This is a genomic window from Bailinhaonella thermotolerans, from assembly GCF_003594875.1.
GTDB classification, from domain to species: domain Bacteria; phylum Actinomycetota; class Actinomycetes; order Streptosporangiales; family Streptosporangiaceae; genus Bailinhaonella; species Bailinhaonella thermotolerans.
Genome location: NZ_QZEY01000008.1, coordinates 111,261 through 126,060, shown reverse-complemented (window position 1 = coordinate 126,060; position 14,800 = coordinate 111,261). Strand labels below are relative to the sequence as shown.

Here is a 14,800-nt window from a genome sequence, read left to right as displayed (position 1 = left end):
GCGCCGCACCTCGAAGGGGGAACGCCCGCGCCCGCCCCCGGGTTCCGCCCCGCCCCGTGCCGGCTCGTCCGGCTCGCCCGCCCGCCTGGCCCGCCCGTCCGGCTCGCCCGCCTGACTCGCCCGCCCAGCCCCGCCCGCGCCACCCGGCCCGCCGCGGCCGCCGGCGGCAGCCGTACGGCTGGCCGGGCGGGGCCGCGCGCGAAGGGGCGGGGCCGGGTGATGCGGGGACGTGGCGTCCGGGACCGGAGGGGGTGGATAGTCTTGTCGGCATGACCCAGCTACCGTTGCGCGCGCAGCTTGCGGCGACGCTTGGCCGCACCGCCGCCACCCTCTCGCGGATGACCGGGCGGGGAGACGGCTCGGTGATCGGGGGGCGGGTCGGGCTCGTGCTGGAGCCGGATCTGCTCCGCAAGCTGGCCAAGGACCGCAAGCTGGTGCTGGTCAGCGCCACCAACGGCAAGACGACCACCACGCGCCTGATCGTGTCGGCGCTGCAGGAGCTCGGCGACGTCGCCAGCAACGCCTTCGGCGCGAACATGCCGGCCGGGCACGTGTCGGCGCTGGCGCAGGACAAGCACGCGCCTTACGCCGTCCTCGAAGTGGACGAGAAGTACCTCCCCGAGGTGATCGACACGACCGGCGCCGGCGTCGTGGTGCTGATGAACCTCAGCCGCGACCAGATGGACCGCGCGGCGGAGATCTGGCTGCTGGCGCAGAAGTGGCGCCGCGCCCTGGCCGGGAAGAACACCCACGTCATCGCGAACGCCGACGACCCGCTGGTCGCCTGGGGCGCCTCGACCGCGCAGCACGTGACCTGGGTGTCCGGCGGGCAGCGCTGGCGCGAGGACTCCTGGTGCTGCCCCGAGTGCGGCGGCCCGCTCGACCGCAAGGACAACGACTGGGCCTGCCGCGAGTGCGCGTTCCGCCGCCCGCAGCCGACCTGGTGGCTCGACGAGCAGAACGACCTGGTCATCGACCCGTACGGCCAGCGCTGGCCGCTCCACCTCCAGCTCCCCGGCCGGGCGAACGCCTCCAACGCGGCGATGGCGCTGGCGACCGCCGCCCTGTTCGGGCTCGCGCCCTCGACCGCGCTGGACCGGCTGCGGCAGGTCAAGTCGGTGGCCGGGCGCTACACCACCGTCGAGCGCGACGGGCGCGTCATCCGGCTGCTGCTGGCCAAGAACCCCGCGGGCTGGCTGGAGGCGTTCGACGTGCTCGACCCGCCGCCGGTGCCGGTGATCCTGTCGGTCAACGCGCAGGGCCCGGACGGCCGCGACACCTCCTGGCTCTGGGACGTCGACTACCGCGTGCTGCGCGGGCGGCCCGTCTACGTCACCGGGGAGCGCCGCCTCGACCTCGCGCTGCGGCTCGACGTCGCCCAGGTGCCCTTCCAGCTCGCCGAGCACATCGGCGACGCGTTCGCCGCCGTGCCCCCGGGCAAGGTGGACGTGATCGCCAACTACACCGCGTTCCAGCAGATCCGAGCGGAGTTCGGCCGTGCCGTCTGACAACGCCCTGTCCATCGTCTGGATCTATCCGGACCTGCTCAGCACCTACGGCGACCAGGGCAACGTGCTGGTCCTGGAGGAGCGGGCGCGCCGCCGCGGCATCCCGGTCCAGACCGTGCACGTGCGGTCGTCCGACCCGGTGCCGGAGTACGGCCACATCTACCTGATCGGCGGCGGCGAGGACCGGCCGCAGATCCTCGGCGCGCAGCGGCTCAAGCGCGACCCGGGCCTGCGCCGCGCGCTCGACCGGGGCGCGGCGATGCTCGCGGTCTGCGCCGGATACCAGATCATGGGGTCGGTGTTCGGCGGCGAGGAGGGCCAGCCGGTCGAGGGCGTCGGCATCCTGGACATCTCCAGCGGCCGGGGCCAGGGCCGCGCCGTCGGCGAGCTGGTCGCCGAGACCGCCCCCGAGCTGGGCGTCCCGACGCTGACCGGGTTCGAGAACCACATGGGCGTCACCCACCTGGGTCCCGGCGTCCGCCCGCTGTCGCGCACGGTCGTCGGCACCGGCAACGGCGACGGCACCGAGGGCTGCTACGCCGGCAAGGTGATCGGCACCTACCTGCACGGCCCGGCCCTCGCCCGCAACCCGGGCCTGGCCGACCTGCTGCTGCGCTGGATCGTCGGCCCCGAGCTGCCTCCCATCGACGACACCTGGCACGAGCGGCTCCGCGCCGAGCGCCTCGCCGCCGTGCGCCCCTGACCCGTCGTCCCCGCCCCTCCGCTCCGGAGGCGGGTGGGAGCCGTACGGCGGGGCGGCGGGAGCCGTACGGCCCGCGCGAGCCGTACGGCGGGCGGGGCGGTGGCTGACGGGTGGGGGCCGGTGTCCTAAGGTCTCGGTATGTCTCGTTCTCTGGTCATCAAGGTGACCGCGGGGGCCGATGCCCCGGAGCGGTGCAACCAGGCGTTCACCGTCGCCGCCGCCGCGCTCGCCAGCGGGATCCCCGTCTCGCTGTGGCTCACCGGGGAGTCGTCCTGGTTCGCCCTGCCCGGCCGCGCCAAGGAGTTCTCGCTCCCGCACGCGGCCCCGCTGGAGGACCTGCTGTCGGCGATCCTCGCCGGGGGCCGGGTCACCCTGTGCACCCAGTGCGCCGCCCGGCGCGACATCACCGTGGACGACGTGATCGACGGCGTCCGCATCGCCGGCGCCCCCGCCTTCATCGAGGAGATCTTCGCCGAGGGCGCCCGCTCGCTGGTCTACTGACCCTCCCGGCCCACGCCGTACGCCCCGCGCGCGCCGTACGCCCGCGGCGCGCGCCGTACGCCCGCGGCCCACGCCGTACGCCCGCGGCCCACGCCGTACGCCCGCGGCCCACGCCGTACGCCCGCGGCCCACGCCGTACGCCCGCGGCCCACGCCGTACGCCCGCGGCCCACGCCGTACGCCCGCGGCCCACGCCGTACGCCCGCGGCCCACGCCGTACGCCCGCGGCCCACGCCGTACGCCCGCGGCCCACGCCGTACGCCCGCGGCCCACGCCGTACGCCCGCGGCCCACGCCGTACGCCCGCGGCCCACGCCGTACGCCCGCGGCCCACGCCGTACGCCCGCGGCCCACGCCGTACGCCCGCGGCCCACGCCGTACGCCCGCGGCCCACGCCGTACGCCCGCGGCCCACGCCGTACGCCCGCGGCCCACGCCGTACGCCCGCGGCCCACGCCGTACGCCTCGCGCACGCCGTACGCCCGCCGGGAGGCCGGCGGCGCGCGCCGTACGGGGGGAACGGCCAGGGTGGCGGGGGTCGTAGGCTGTGGTCACATGGAGCAACCTGAGATTCACGCGGCCGTGCCCGAGCTGCACCCCGACCTGGAGCCGATCGCCTTCCTCGTCGGGCGCTGGGAGGGGGCCGGCGTCGGCGGCTACCCCACGATCGAGAGCTTCAACTTCGGGCAGGAAGTCGTCTTCGAGCACAACGGCAAGCCGTTCCTGTCGTACACCAGCCGCACCTGGCTGCTGGACGACGAGGGGAACAAGGTGCGGCCGCTGGCGACGGAGACCGGGTTCTGGCGGGCGCAGAAGGACCGGCAGATCGAGGTGCTCCTGTCCCACCCGACCGGCATCGTGGAGATCTACGTCGGCGAGGTCGTCTTCCACAAGATCGAGCTGCGCACGGACGTCGTCGCACGCACCGAGTCCGCCAAGGAGTACACCGCGGGCCACCGGCTGTACGGCCTGGTCGAGGGCGACCTGATGTACGCCTTCGACATGGCGGCGATGGGACAGCAACTCCAGTCGCACACCTCCGCCCACCTGAAGAAGGTCGGCTAGCCCTCGCCGGGGAGGGCCGGGGGCGCGTCGCCGAGGGACACGAGCACGTCCCGGAGCAGGTCGGCCAGGGCGCGGAGGTCCGCCTCGGGGACCGGGGCGAACAGCCGGCCGTGCGCGTCCCCGGTCGCCCTGGCCAGTTCCTCGGCCCGCCGCACGCCGAGCGGCGTCAGCCGTACCCAGGAACTGCGGCGGTCCGCGGGGTCGGCCTCGCGCTCGACGAGACCCGCGGCGGACAGCCGCTGCAGGATGTTGCTCGTGCCGCCCGTCGTGAGCATGGAGCGGGCGGCGAGCTGACCGGGCTTGAGCCGGTGGGGAGGGGCGGCCCGGCGGAGCGTGGCGAGCACGTCGAACTCGGCGTACGTCAGACCGGCGGCCGCCAGGACCTCCTGTGTCGCGAACTCGGCGCGGCCGGACAGCCGGCCCAGGCGCTTGACGATCTCCAACTCGACCGTGGCCGCCTCGGGGAGCTCCCGTCGCCACGCCTCGACCATCTCGTCGACGCGGTCACGTCTCCGCTGCGGATCCTCGGCCATGGGGTTGAGGATAATCCCGGGCACTGATAGCTTTCGCGATAGCTTTTTCAAAAGCTTTTACGACAGCTTCTTCCGTCCCCCGAGGGAGACCCCATGCGCGTGCTCATCACCGGTGGCGTGCTGATCGACACCGTGCCGTCCCGCCCCCGCGCCCTGCCGGGCACCGATCTGCTGATCGAGGACGGCGTGATCAGCGCGGTCGGCCCCGGTCTGGGTGGCACTCCCGCCGACGAGGTGATCGACGCCGCCGGCCACCTCGTGCTGCCCGGCTTCGTCGACACCCACCGGCACCTGTGGCAGAGCGTGCTCCGCTCGATCGCGCCCGACGCCACCCTGGACGACTACTTCGCGCTGGTGATCGGGCGGCTCGCCCCCGCGTTCCGGCCTGACGACGTGTACGCCGCGAACCTGTGGGGCGCGCTGCAGGCCCTCGACGCGGGCGTGACCACCGTCTACGACTGGTCGCAGATCCAGCTCACGCCCGCGCACACCGACGCCGCCGTCGCCGGGCTCAGGGAGTCGGGCGTGCGAGCCGTCTTCGGGTACGCGCACCGCGGCACCCGCGACGAGGACCGCGAGGAGGGCGAGGTGCGCCGGGTGCTGGCCGAGCACTTCCCCGCGGCCGGTCTCCTCACCCCCGCCCTCGCCGCCTGGGGCCCGGTGTACGGCACGGCCGGGGCGACCGCCGCCGACTGGCGCCTGGCGCGGGAACTGGGCCTGCGGATCAGCCTGCACGCGATGGGGCCGGAGCCCGTGGAACTGCTCGACCGGCTCGGGCTGCTCGGGCCCGACGTGTTGTTCGTGCACTGCAACGGCATGCCGGACGCGGCGCTGCGGCGGATCGCCGACACGGGCGGCGCCGCCTCGGTGGCCCCCGTCGTCGAATGCCAGATGGGCCACGGCCTCCCCGAGACCGGGCGGCTCCGCGCGCACGGCGTCCCCACGGGGCTCGGCGTCGACACCGTCACCTGCGCCGCCGCGGACATGTTCGGCGTGATGCGGGCCGCCTTCGCCGCCGAGCGCGCCCGGTGCCTGGCGAACGGCGAGACGCCGCCGACCGCCGGGGACGTCCTGCGGCTGGCCACGATCGAGGGCGCGCGGGCCCTCGGCCTGGCGGACTCGATCGGCTCCCTGTCCCCGGGCAAGCAGGCCGACGTCGTCCTCCTGCGCACCGGGACCGCCGGCCTGGCGCCGGTGCACGACCCGGTGGGGGCGGTCGTCACCGCCGCGAACCCGGGCGACGTGGACACCGTCCTGGTCGCGGGCCGCGTGGTCAAGCGCGCGGGCGCCCTCGTCCCCGACGTACGGCGGAGCCTCCGCCTCGCCCAGGACGCGGCGGCGCGGGTGACCGAGGGCGTGGTGGCGGCGGCGCACTGAACCCGAGCCGGGTTTTGGGTAGGGGGCTACTCATGACCCGGGCCTCTCCCGGCCGGAGCCTGAGGGCTACCGAGACCCGAGGAGGGGCCGACATGGGATGGAACAGGTACACCATCGAGGGCGCGGGCGGGGCCGCGCCGCAGAGCGCGATCACGTCCGTGTCCCGGATCCCCCGCAGCATGGAGCTGTGGTGGGCCGCGCCGAACGGGGCGGTGGACGCCGCGTTCTGGTACGAGGGCGGCCGGTGGGAGCAGTACACGCTGGCCGGGGCGGGCAGCGTCTCGCCCCAGGGCGGCATCACGGCGGTCTCACGGATCCCCGGCAGCATGGAGCTGTGGTGGATCACGCCGGACGGGGCCGTGGACGCGGCCTTCTGGTACGAGGGGCACCAGTGGTCGAGGTACACCCTCGCCGGCCCCGGCAGCGCCTCGCCCGACGGCGGGATCACCGTGCTCTCCCGCAGGCCGAACACCATGGAGCTGTGGTGGGCCGCGCCTGACGGGTCCGTGAACGCCGCCTTCTGGTACGAGGGGCACCAGTGGTCGCGGTACACCCTGTCCGGGCCCGGGAGCATCGCGCCGGAGGGGCAGATCACCGCGCTCTCCCGGAAGCCGAACACGATGGAGCTGTGGTGGCCCGGCCCGGACGGCTCCCTCCAGTCGGCGTTCTGGTACGAGGGCGGCCAGTGGCAGCGGTACAACCTCGGCGGCGCGGGCACCGTCTCCACCCGGGGCGGGATCACGTCCGTCTCGCGCATCCCCAGCAGCATGGAGCTGTGGTGGATCACGCCGAACGGGGCCGTGGACGCCGCCTTCTGGTACGAGGGGCACCAGTGGTCGCGGTACACGATCGCCGGCCCCGGCAGCGCGTCCCCGCAGGGCGGCATCACGTCGGTGTCCCGGATCCCGCAGAGCATGGAGCTGTGGTGGGCCACGCCGAACGGGGCCGTGGACGCCGCCTACTGGTACGAGGGCGGGGCCTGGCAGCGCTACACCCTCGCGGGGCCGGGCAGCATGTCCCCGCAGGGCGGCATCAGCGCCGTCGCCCGCATCCCGCAGAGCATGGAGTTCTGGTGGGTCGCCCCGGACGGCGCGGTGCAGGCCGCCTACTGGTACGAGCCGCCGCCCATCAACGTCGCCGTCCGGTACCGGGGCCTGGTCTGCTTCGGCGAGACCGACTGGGACCAGATGTCGGACTCCGACGAGCCGTACGTCATCACCACCGTGATCCGCCCCGACGGGCCCCCCGGCACCGTCACCAGCCGCGTCTACGAGGACGTGGACGCGGGGGAGGGCCGCCCCGACGAGCAGGAGCTCTACCGGGGGCCGGCGTACGGCCTCACGCTCGGCGTCGTCTGCATGGAGCGGGACGAGGGCGACCCCAACAAGTACCGCGACCAGGTCGCCCAGGGCGTGGCCAAGGCCAGCGACGCCATCGTGGCGGCGGTCACCGCGATCGGCGGCCCCAAGCTGGGCCCGCCCGTCGCCGCGATCCTGGCCAAGTTCGCGCCCGACATCACCGACGCGATCAACAGCCTGCTCGACACCGGCGACGACCAGCTCGGCCACGACACGATCCTGCTGCCCGGCGACCGCCTGACCGCGCTCGCCCACGCCCCCTGGCAGAGCACCCACGGCGTCTCGTACAAGTTCGAGAGCCGCCTGTTCACCGGTGAGGGCTCGTCCTACAAGGCCTACTTCGACGTGGTCCCCGTCTGACCGCCGTCCGTCCCGCCGCCGTCCGTCCCGCCGCCGTACGGCCGGGCGCCGCGTCCGGCCGTACGGCGGCGGCGCCCGGCCGTACGGCTGCGCGGCGGCTCGGCGCGGCATCTCAGCCGGGCGTCAGCCGGGCAGCTCAGCCGGGCAGCTCAAAGGGGCGTCTCAGCGGGGCCTCTCAGCGGGGCCTCTCAGCGGGGCAGCTCAGCGGGGCAGCTCAGCGGGGCGTCTCAGAGGGGTATCCGGTGGACCGCGAAGACGGTCGGCAGGGCCGCGGCGGCGAGCAGCAGGGCCGCGCCGAGGCCGTACCCGGCGAACATCTGGATCCGGGAGCTGCCCGCGAGCTGCTCCTCGGTGCGGGTGGAGATGATGTACGGCCCGCGCGCGGGCGGCCGGATGGCGACGGCGTCCCGGGTGAGGTCGCGGGTGGCGGCGCCGAGCGCGTACACGGGGGTGCCCTCGGTCAGGATCCACTCGTGGTACTCGAAGCCGATCGTGTCGTCCCCGTCGAGCAGCCGGGCGCCGATGGCCAGCGCGATCTCCCCGAAGCCGCCGTCGGCCGGGAGCGGCTCGGCGGCCTTGCGCTCGAACCTGTCCACGGACTCGGTCGGCCGGTCCACACCCGCCTTCTCCGGATATATCAGGACCTCGCCGCTCACGTCGGTGATCCGGAAGGGCTCGAAGGACCGTTCGTCGCTCACCGTCTCGGACTTGGTGACCGTACGGCTGCGCCCCTGGCTGTCGCGCTCGGTGGCGCGGTAGCGGCGCTTGACGACGGTGCGGTGCCACAGGCAGGGGGTGCCGGAGAAGGGGGCCTTGAGGAGGCCGCCGGGCCCGGGGCCCGCAGTGCCCTTGACCTCGCAGGTCACCGCGCCCGTGTCGTCGGCGACGTCGCGCACGTCGCCGCAGCCGATCGTGGGGGCGGCCGCCATGGCCCGATGGCGGATCTGGGCGGTCACGCCCCAGGCGATGGCGGCGACCCCGAGGACCGCCAGGACCAGCGCGAAGACGGTGGTGGGCTCCATGGAACCTCACAGGGGGAGGGGACAGTCCCCCAACGATCCCAGATCAGGGCATATAAAAACCCCCGAACTGCTCCTCCCGGGATTGGGAGGACCGGCTGGACCAATGGGCACGAATGCCCGCCGGTGGTTCGGGGGTCCGGTGATTGCCGTGTATTCGCCAGGCGTCGAACGCCCGGACGGGTCCGGAGTCGGCGACCTAGCGGACAGCCACCTCGCTAGTCCAATTATGATCAACCATTGTTTGGACCACCTCCTTTCCGCGTGCTTGCACGTTATGCGAGGGACGAGAAGGGAGGCAAGTGTTTTTCCGGTGGCGAACACCCCTCCTCTCGCCCCTCGCGGGGTCCGCGCACCTGACATACGTTCGCCCCATGCTCCCCGAGATCCTGGGCGTCGCCGGTGGTCTCGCCGCCGCCGGAGTGGGCGCGTGGGCCGCGTTGCGGGCGCGCGACCGTAGCGAGTCCGAACTGGAGCTGGTCGACGTCGGCCTGTTCCGCGATGACGAGGAGGCCTGGCCGCCGTCACCTCCGACTTTGGACGTCAAGCTGCGGAACCTGGGCGGGCAGCCCGCGTTCCTCAAGCGCTTGGACTTGGAGATCGCCGACGCCGCGTCCCCCCGCAATCCCTTCCTGCCCTGGTGCGGCTTTGGGGGGATACGCGGGGGAGTGCCCGCCTCCGAGACGTACGAGGCCCTGTTGCCCCCGGTCGCCGAGGCCGCGGGGACGACGGTCGCCGTGCCGCTCTCACAGGTGATCAGGGGCGGGGACGTGGACCGGTTCCAGGTGCGGCTGGAGACGCGCGCCTCCCCTGGCAGGATCTTCTACCGCCTTCGGCCACGCCTGGTGTACGACGGCCGAGATCGGGCATTGGCCGGCCCCTGGCTCGCCGTGTACTGGCACACCTCCATGTCGGGTCGGCCGACGGTGGAGACGCCGGCCGACGTCCAGGCGGAGCTGGAGGAGTTCGCCGGGAGGGTACGCGAGGAGCGGTCGTCCTTGGCGCACAAGTGGCCGTATGCGCGGGATGAGGACGTCCCGGAATTCGGCTACTTCCGCGCACCCGAGTTCTGGTATCCCGAGGAGGCGATGCGGCGCTACGTCGAGCAACACCGGAAGGCCCTGGGGCGGATCATAGAGGTCCTCGCCCCGGCGGAGGTACGGCTCGCGCCGCTCGACGACTTGCTCCGGCAGGCCCGGGAGACCCTCGACGGGCTCGACGGGCTGGCCCTGCCGTACCTGGAGGACTGGGACGTGGATCCGCCGGAGTGGGCGCGGGTCTCCTGGTCGGATGAGTCGGATGATTCGTCGTCATGAGCCGGCCGCGCGCTTGACGAGATCGGCGATGCGCGCCTCCACCTCGGGGGTCACCTCGGTCAGGGCGAACGCGGTGGCCCACATCGGGCCGTCGTCGAGCCGGGCGGGGTCGCTGAAGCCGAGGGTCGCGTAGCGCGTCTTGAACTTCGACGCGGGCTGGAAGAAGCACACGATCTTGCCGTCCAGGGCGTAGGCCGGCTGGCCGTACCAGAGCCTGGGGGCGAGGGCGGGCACGGCGGCGGTCACGACCGCGTGGACGCGCTCGGCCATGACCCGGTCCGAGCCCTCCAGCTCGGCGATCTTCGCGAGCACGTCCCGCGCGGCCTCCGCCGCCTTCTCCGCGGCCGAGGTGCGGCGGGCCGCCTTCTTCATCTCCTGGGCGTGGTCCTTCATCGCGGCCCGCTCCTCGGCCGTGAACCCGTCGTAGGCGGTGGTGGTCTCGCTCACGGTGTTCTCCCTCGTCGTTCGGTGTGAGAGAAGTCTGCCTGTTACGGCATATACGTCCGCTATGTGTTCGCTATGCGGGGCGCGCGGGCCGGTTCGCCGCCCCCCCGGCCGCGGACGGAATCCGGAGCGGGTGAAGGACGCCATAGACTCGGCGTCATGGCCGAGACGTGGCATGAGGAACTCCGGGCGCGGGGCTACCGGGTCACCCCGCAGCGGCAACTGGTGCTGGAGGCCGTGGCCGAGCTGGAGCACGCCACGCCGGAGGAGATCTGCTCGCGGGTGCAGCGCACGGCCCGCGGCGTCAACATCTCCACGGTCTACCGGACGCTGGAGCTGCTGGAGGAGCTGGGCCTGGTCACGCACACCCACCTGGGGCACGGCGCGCCGACCTACCACCTGGCGTCCGAGGCCGACCACGTCCACCTGGTGTGCCGCGACTGTGACAAGGTCACCGAGGTCAAGCCGGAGATCGTCGAGGGCCTGGTGGCCGAGCTGGACTCCCGGCTCGGGTTCGAGACCGACGTGCACCACCTGACCGTCTTCGGGCGCTGCAGCGACTGCCGCGCCGGCTCAGCCTGACCATCGCGATCACCTCATAGGCTTGGAGTCATGGAGAGCCCACTGTTGAGCCTGCCCGGGGCCGTGGCCGCCTCGTCCCCCGACGAGGGCGTCGCCGCGCACTACGGGGACCCCTTCGCCGAACAGCGCGCGCTGGTGCGCGGTGAGGGGCTGGTCGATCGCGGCGACCGCGAGGTCGTCCGGGTGTCCGGGGCCGACCGGCTGCGGTGGCTCAACGACCTCACGTCGCAGAAGCTCGACGACCTCGCGCCGGGCACCCCGGCCGAGGCGCTGATCCTGGACGTCCAGGGCCACGTCGAGCACCACCTGACGCTGGTGGACGACGGCGAGTCCGTGTGGGCGCACGTGGAGCCGGGCTCCGCCGGGCCCCTGGTGAAGTACCTCGACTCGATGCGCTTCATGCTCCGCGTCGAGGTCACCGACGTCACCGCCGAGCGCGCGGTCGTCACTGTGTCCTCCGACGCCGAGGTCCCGGGCGCGATCGCGGTCGGCCGCGACCTGCTGGTCCCGCGCGACCGCCTCGCCGCCGTCGTGGACGAGCTGGGCCTGCGCCCGGCGGGCATCTGGGCGTTCGAGGCCCTGCGCATCGAGGCCCACCGGCCCCGCTTCGGCCTCGACACCGACCACAAGACCATCCCCCACGAGGTGGGCTGGATCGACAGCGCCGTCCACCTCACCAAGGGCTGCTACCGGGGCCAGGAGACCGTCGCCCGCGTCCACAACCTGGGCCACCCGCCCCGCCGCCTGGTCTTCCTCAACCTCGACGGCAGCGTGGACACCCTGCCCCCGCACGGCGCCGAGGTGGAGCTGGACGGCGCCAAGGTCGGCTTCGTGGGCTCCTCGGCCCGCCACCACGAGCTCGGCCCCATCGCCCTGGCCCTGGTCAAGCGCACGGTCCCCGTGGACGCCACCCTGCTGGCGGGCGGCGTCGCGGCCACCCAGGACGTCATCGTCCCCCCGGACGCCGGCCGCAACGTCCAGATCGACCCCAGCCTGCGCCGCCGCATCCGCTGACCCCTCCCGCATCCGGGAGGCCGCTCCCGCATCCCGCGGAGGCCGCTCCCGCCCCGGCCGTACGGCTCGCGCCGGGGCGGCCCTGGCGCGAGCCGTACGGCCGCGCGGGCCCGGCACGAGCCGCCCGGGGAGGCCGGCGAGAGCCGTACGCCCGGGAAAGGCTGCGGGCCGGGACGGATCCCGGCCCGCTCACAGCGCGTGGGTCACATGTTGATCATGTGGCCGGCCAGGCCGTGGATCGCCTCCTTGACCGCCTCGCCGAGGGTCGGGTGGGCGTGGACGTTCCGGGCGACCTCGTGGACCGTGAGGTCCCACTGCTGGGCCAGGGTCAGCTCGGGCAGCAGCTCGGTGACCTCCGGGCCGATCAGGTGCGCGCCGAGCAGCTCGCCGTGCGTGCCGTCAGAGATGATCTTGACGAAGCCCGCGGTGTCGCCGAGGCCGTGCGCCTTGCCGTTCGCGGTGAACGGGAACTTCGCCACCTTCACGTCGTAGCCCAGCTCGCGGGCCTGCGTCTCGGTGAAGCCGAAGCTGGCGATCTGCGGCTGGCAGTAGGTCGCGCGCGGGATCATCGCGAAGTCGAGTTCCATGGTCTCGGCCCCGGCGATGGTCTCGGCCGCGATGATCCCCATCGACTCGGCGGCGTGCGCCAGCATCAGCTTGGCGGTCACGTCGCCGATCGCGTAGATGTGCGGCACGCTGGTGCGGCCCCGGCCGTCCACGTCGATGGCGCCGCGGTCGGTCAGCTTCACGCCGGTGTTCTCCAGGCCGTAGCCCTCGACGCGCGGCTGGAATCCGATCGCCTGGAGCACCTTGTCGGCCTCCAGCACCTTCTGCTCGCCGTTGGAGGAGACGGTGACGCGCACCTTCGGCCCGGACTCGTCGATCGACTCCACCCGGGTCGAGGTGAGCACGTCGATGCCGAGCCGCTTGTACCGCTTGGCCAGCTCGGCGGAGACCTCCTCGTCCTCCAGCGGCACGATCCGGTCGAGGAACTCCACGATCGTGACCTTGACCCCGTAGTTGTGCAGGACGTAGGCGAACTCCACGCCGATCGCGCCCGCCCCGGCGATCACGATGCTCCCGGGCAGGTCGGAGCTGAGGATCTGCTCCTCGTACGTCACGACCCGGTCGGACACCCTGGTGCCGGGCAGCAGCCGCGTGGTCGCGCCCGCCGCGATGATGCAGTGGTCGAAGGTGACGGTCTCGCCGTTGACGCGGATCGTGTTGGCGTCGAGGAACTCGCCGCGCCCGTCGTACTCGGTGATGCCGTTCTTCTTCATCAGGTAGTGGACGCCCTTGACCCGGCCGTCCGCCACCTTGCGGCTGCGCGTGAACGCCTCGTTGTAGTCGAAGGTGACGCTGCCCTCGACCTTGATGCCGAAGGTCTTGGCCTCCTTGGTGAAGATGTGCGCGAGCTCGGCGTTGCGCAGCAGCGCCTTGGACGGGATGCATCCGACGTTGAGGCACACCCCGCCCCAGTACTTCTCCTCGATCACCGCGGTGCGCAGGCCGAGCTGGGCGGCGCGGACCGCGGCGGTGTAGCCGCCCGGGCCCGCGCCGAGAACGACGACGTCAAAGTGGCTCATACCTGGACACTAGTAACCCCGTCACGGTGGTTCGTCGCGGGGTGGCCCATGTCCGGCTCAGAGGTCGAGGATGAGGGTGACCGGGCCTTCGTTGGTCAGGGTGACCTTCATGTCCGCGCCGAAGACGCCCGTCTCCACGTGGGCGCCCAGCGCGCGCAGCTCCTCCACCACCGCGTCCACCAGGGGCTCGGCGACGGGGCCGGGGGCGGCGGCCTGCCAGGTGGGGCGGCGGCCCTTGCGGGCGTCGCCGTACAGCGTGAACTGGCTGACGACCAGGAGCGGGGCATTCACGTCGGAGCAGGACTTCTCGCCTTCGAGGACGCGCAGGCCCCACAGCTTCGCGGCCAGCCTGGCCGCCTCGGCCCGCGTGTCCGTGTGGGTCACGCCCACCAGGACCATGAGGCCGGGGCCGGTGATCTCGCCCGTCACCGAGCCGTCCACGACGACACGGGCGGAACTGACACGTTGGACTACGGCGCGCATGGGGTGCATTGTCGCAGGTATGACGGCAGAGACGCTGATCACTGTGGCGCCCACCGGCGCCGAGGCGGACAAGGCGGAGGTCCCGGCCCTTCCGGTCACGCTGGAGGAGCTGGTGGAGACCGCGCGGCGGTGCGAGGCGGCCGGGGCGGCGGTGATCCACGTGCACATCCGGGACGCCGCGGCCAGGCCCACGCTGGACCTCGCCCGGCTCACCGACACCGTGGCCGCGCTCCGGGAGAGCACGGACCTGATCGTGCAGCTCTCGACCGGGGGCGCGGTCACCGACTCCTACGAGGACCGGCTGCGCGTGCTCGACGCGGCGCCGGACGCCTGCTCGCTCACCTGCGGCACGGTCAACTTCGGCGACGACGTGTTCATGAACCCCTGGCCGTTCATGGCCGAGCTCTACCGGGCGACCCAGGCCAAGGGCGTGGTGCCGGAGTTCGAGCTGTTCGACCTGGGCCACGTCGCCGCGCTGCACCGGCTGCTGGACGAGTACGGCGAGCCGTACGGCGGGCACGTGCACTGCGACCTGGTCATGGGCGTGCCCGGCGGCATGCCCGGCGACACGGCCACGCTCGCGGCGGCCGTGCGGGCGCTCCCGGCGGGGGCGACGTGGTCGGCCACCGGCATCGGGCGCACCACCCTGCCGGTGATGTTCGCGGCGCTGTCGGCGGGCGGGCACCTGCGCGTGGGCATGGAGGACACCCTCACGTACGCCAGGGGCCGGCCGGTCCGCGACAACGCGGAACTGGTCGCGCGGGCGGCGGAGGCGGCACGTCTCATCCAGCGCCCGCCGATGGACCCCGCACGCGCCCGCGAGTTCCTCTCGGTCAAGTAGACCTCTCGGTCAAGCAGGCCGCCGGACCGAGCGGGCCGCCGGGTCAAGTGGACCGCCTGGCCAGGTAGACCCCTACCACGGAGTATGGGGTTGGATGGGCGATTTGCGCTTTT

15 protein-coding genes are annotated in these 14,800 nt (G+C 73.2%); 10 read left to right on the top strand and 5 right to left on the bottom strand.

Annotated features, from left to right (window positions below):
* The first annotated feature begins 269 nt into the window (after positions 1-269).
* The 4 genes from D5H75_RS21365 (at position 270) to D5H75_RS21350 (ending at position 3,774) form a co-directional block, all read left to right on the top strand.
* Complete coding sequence (locus D5H75_RS21365; RefSeq protein ID WP_119928277.1) at positions 270-1,508, top strand: MurT ligase domain-containing protein; 1,239 nt, start codon at positions 270-272, stop codon at positions 1,506-1,508.
* A complete protein-coding gene (locus D5H75_RS21360; RefSeq protein WP_119928276.1) occupies positions 1,498-2,211 on the top strand; it encodes a type 1 glutamine amidotransferase in 714 nt (237 codons plus the stop codon). Before D5H75_RS21365 ends, D5H75_RS21360 begins: the two co-directional genes overlap by 11 nt.
* Before the next feature lie 138 nt (positions 2,212-2,349).
* Positions 2,350-2,712, top strand: a complete 363-nt coding sequence (locus D5H75_RS21355) for a DsrE family protein (protein ID WP_119928275.1) — start codon at positions 2,350-2,352, stop codon at positions 2,710-2,712.
* Positions 2,713-3,264: 552 nt separating this feature from the next.
* On the top strand, positions 3,265-3,774 hold the full coding sequence (locus tag D5H75_RS21350; protein WP_119928274.1) for a heme-binding beta-barrel domain-containing protein: 510 nt from the start codon (positions 3,265-3,267) through the stop codon (positions 3,772-3,774).
* On the opposite strand, the gene D5H75_RS21345 is transcribed toward D5H75_RS21350, so the two are convergent.
* The gene (locus tag D5H75_RS21345) at positions 3,771-4,307 is read right to left on the bottom strand and encodes a MarR family winged helix-turn-helix transcriptional regulator (RefSeq protein ID WP_119928273.1); all 537 of its coding nucleotides are present in this window, start codon (positions 4,305-4,307) and stop codon (positions 3,771-3,773) included. The genes D5H75_RS21350 and D5H75_RS21345 overlap by 4 nt on opposite strands.
* A 93-nt stretch (positions 4,308-4,400) precedes the next feature.
* Here D5H75_RS21345 and D5H75_RS21340 point away from each other — a divergent pair, with 93 nt between their 5' ends.
* Both D5H75_RS21340 and D5H75_RS41785 read left to right on the top strand, forming a co-directional pair.
* The gene (locus tag D5H75_RS21340) at positions 4,401-5,684 is read left to right on the top strand and encodes an amidohydrolase family protein (protein ID WP_119928272.1); all 1,284 of its coding nucleotides are present in this window, start codon (positions 4,401-4,403) and stop codon (positions 5,682-5,684) included.
* 92 nt (positions 5,685-5,776) lie between these two features.
* Positions 5,777-7,402, top strand: a complete 1,626-nt coding sequence (locus tag D5H75_RS41785; protein WP_202638364.1) for a PLL family lectin — start codon at positions 5,777-5,779, stop codon at positions 7,400-7,402.
* A gap of 227 nt (positions 7,403-7,629) precedes the next feature.
* Here D5H75_RS41785 and D5H75_RS21330 read toward each other — a convergent pair whose 3' ends face one another.
* Positions 7,630-8,424 (bottom strand): GIDE domain-containing protein, encoded by a 795-nt coding sequence (locus D5H75_RS21330; RefSeq protein WP_119928271.1) that lies wholly within the window; start codon positions 8,422-8,424, stop codon positions 7,630-7,632.
* 371 nt (positions 8,425-8,795) lie between these two features.
* Here D5H75_RS21330 and D5H75_RS21325 point away from each other — a divergent pair, with 371 nt between their 5' ends.
* Complete coding sequence (locus tag D5H75_RS21325) at positions 8,796-9,737, top strand: hypothetical protein (RefSeq protein ID WP_147425235.1); 942 nt, start codon at positions 8,796-8,798, stop codon at positions 9,735-9,737.
* Here D5H75_RS21325 and D5H75_RS21320 read toward each other — a convergent pair.
* Positions 9,732-10,130 (bottom strand): iron chaperone, encoded by a 399-nt coding sequence (locus D5H75_RS21320; protein ID WP_119928442.1) that lies wholly within the window; start codon positions 10,128-10,130, stop codon positions 9,732-9,734. The genes D5H75_RS21325 and D5H75_RS21320 overlap by 6 nt on opposite strands.
* A 210-nt stretch (positions 10,131-10,340) precedes the next feature.
* On the opposite strand from D5H75_RS21320, the gene D5H75_RS21315 reads away from it, so the two are divergent.
* Positions 10,341-10,763, top strand: a complete 423-nt coding sequence (locus tag D5H75_RS21315) for a Fur family transcriptional regulator (RefSeq protein ID WP_119928269.1) — start codon at positions 10,341-10,343, stop codon at positions 10,761-10,763.
* A 30-nt stretch (positions 10,764-10,793) separates the two neighbouring features.
* The gene (gene ygfZ / locus D5H75_RS21310) at positions 10,794-11,777 is read left to right on the top strand and encodes a CAF17-like 4Fe-4S cluster assembly/insertion protein YgfZ (RefSeq protein ID WP_119928268.1); all 984 of its coding nucleotides are present in this window, start codon (positions 10,794-10,796) and stop codon (positions 11,775-11,777) included.
* A 203-nt stretch (positions 11,778-11,980) separates the two neighbouring features.
* Here the strand turns inward: ygfZ and lpdA are convergent, their stop codons facing one another.
* Positions 11,981-13,363, bottom strand: a complete 1,383-nt coding sequence (lpdA, locus tag D5H75_RS21305; RefSeq protein ID WP_119928267.1) for a dihydrolipoyl dehydrogenase — start codon at positions 13,361-13,363, stop codon at positions 11,981-11,983.
* 57 nt (positions 13,364-13,420) lie between these two features.
* Entirely contained in the window at positions 13,421-13,846 is a 426-nt protein-coding gene (gene dtd / locus D5H75_RS21300) for a D-aminoacyl-tRNA deacylase (protein ID WP_119928441.1), read from the bottom strand.
* Positions 13,847-13,865: 19 nt separating this feature from the next.
* On the opposite strand from dtd, the gene D5H75_RS21295 reads away from it, so the two are divergent.
* The gene (locus D5H75_RS21295) at positions 13,866-14,687 is read left to right on the top strand and encodes a beta-keto acid cleavage family enzyme (RefSeq protein ID WP_119928266.1); all 822 of its coding nucleotides are present in this window, start codon (positions 13,866-13,868) and stop codon (positions 14,685-14,687) included.
* Positions 14,688-14,800: the final 113 nt, after the last annotated feature.

Coding starts and splice junctions, on each gene's coding strand:
- D5H75_RS21365 (WP_119928277.1), top strand. CDS start 270: ATGACCCAGCTACCGTTGCGCGCGCAGCTTGCGGCGACGCTTGGCCGC.
- D5H75_RS21355 (WP_119928275.1), top strand. CDS start 2,350: ATGTCTCGTTCTCTGGTCATCAAGGTGACCGCGGGGGCCGATGCCCCG.
- D5H75_RS21350 (WP_119928274.1), top strand. CDS start 3,265: ATGGAGCAACCTGAGATTCACGCGGCCGTGCCCGAGCTGCACCCCGAC.
- D5H75_RS21345 (WP_119928273.1), bottom strand. CDS start 4,307: ATGGCCGAGGATCCGCAGCGGAGACGTGACCGCGTCGACGAGATGGTC.
- D5H75_RS21340 (WP_119928272.1), top strand. CDS start 4,401: ATGCGCGTGCTCATCACCGGTGGCGTGCTGATCGACACCGTGCCGTCC.
- D5H75_RS41785 (WP_202638364.1), top strand. CDS start 5,777: ATGGGATGGAACAGGTACACCATCGAGGGCGCGGGCGGGGCCGCGCCG.
- D5H75_RS21330 (WP_119928271.1), bottom strand. CDS start 8,424: ATGGAGCCCACCACCGTCTTCGCGCTGGTCCTGGCGGTCCTCGGGGTC.
- D5H75_RS21325 (WP_147425235.1), top strand. CDS start 8,796: ATGCTCCCCGAGATCCTGGGCGTCGCCGGTGGTCTCGCCGCCGCCGGA.
- D5H75_RS21320 (WP_119928442.1), bottom strand. CDS start 10,130: ATGAAGGACCACGCCCAGGAGATGAAGAAGGCGGCCCGCCGCACCTCG.
- D5H75_RS21315 (WP_119928269.1), top strand. CDS start 10,341: ATGGCCGAGACGTGGCATGAGGAACTCCGGGCGCGGGGCTACCGGGTC.
- ygfZ (WP_119928268.1), top strand. CDS start 10,794: ATGGAGAGCCCACTGTTGAGCCTGCCCGGGGCCGTGGCCGCCTCGTCC.
- lpdA (WP_119928267.1), bottom strand. CDS start 13,363: ATGAGCCACTTTGACGTCGTCGTTCTCGGCGCGGGCCCGGGCGGCTAC.
- dtd (WP_119928441.1), bottom strand. CDS start 13,846: ATGCGCGCCGTAGTCCAACGTGTCAGTTCCGCCCGTGTCGTCGTGGAC.
- D5H75_RS21295 (WP_119928266.1), top strand. CDS start 13,866: ATGACGGCAGAGACGCTGATCACTGTGGCGCCCACCGGCGCCGAGGCG.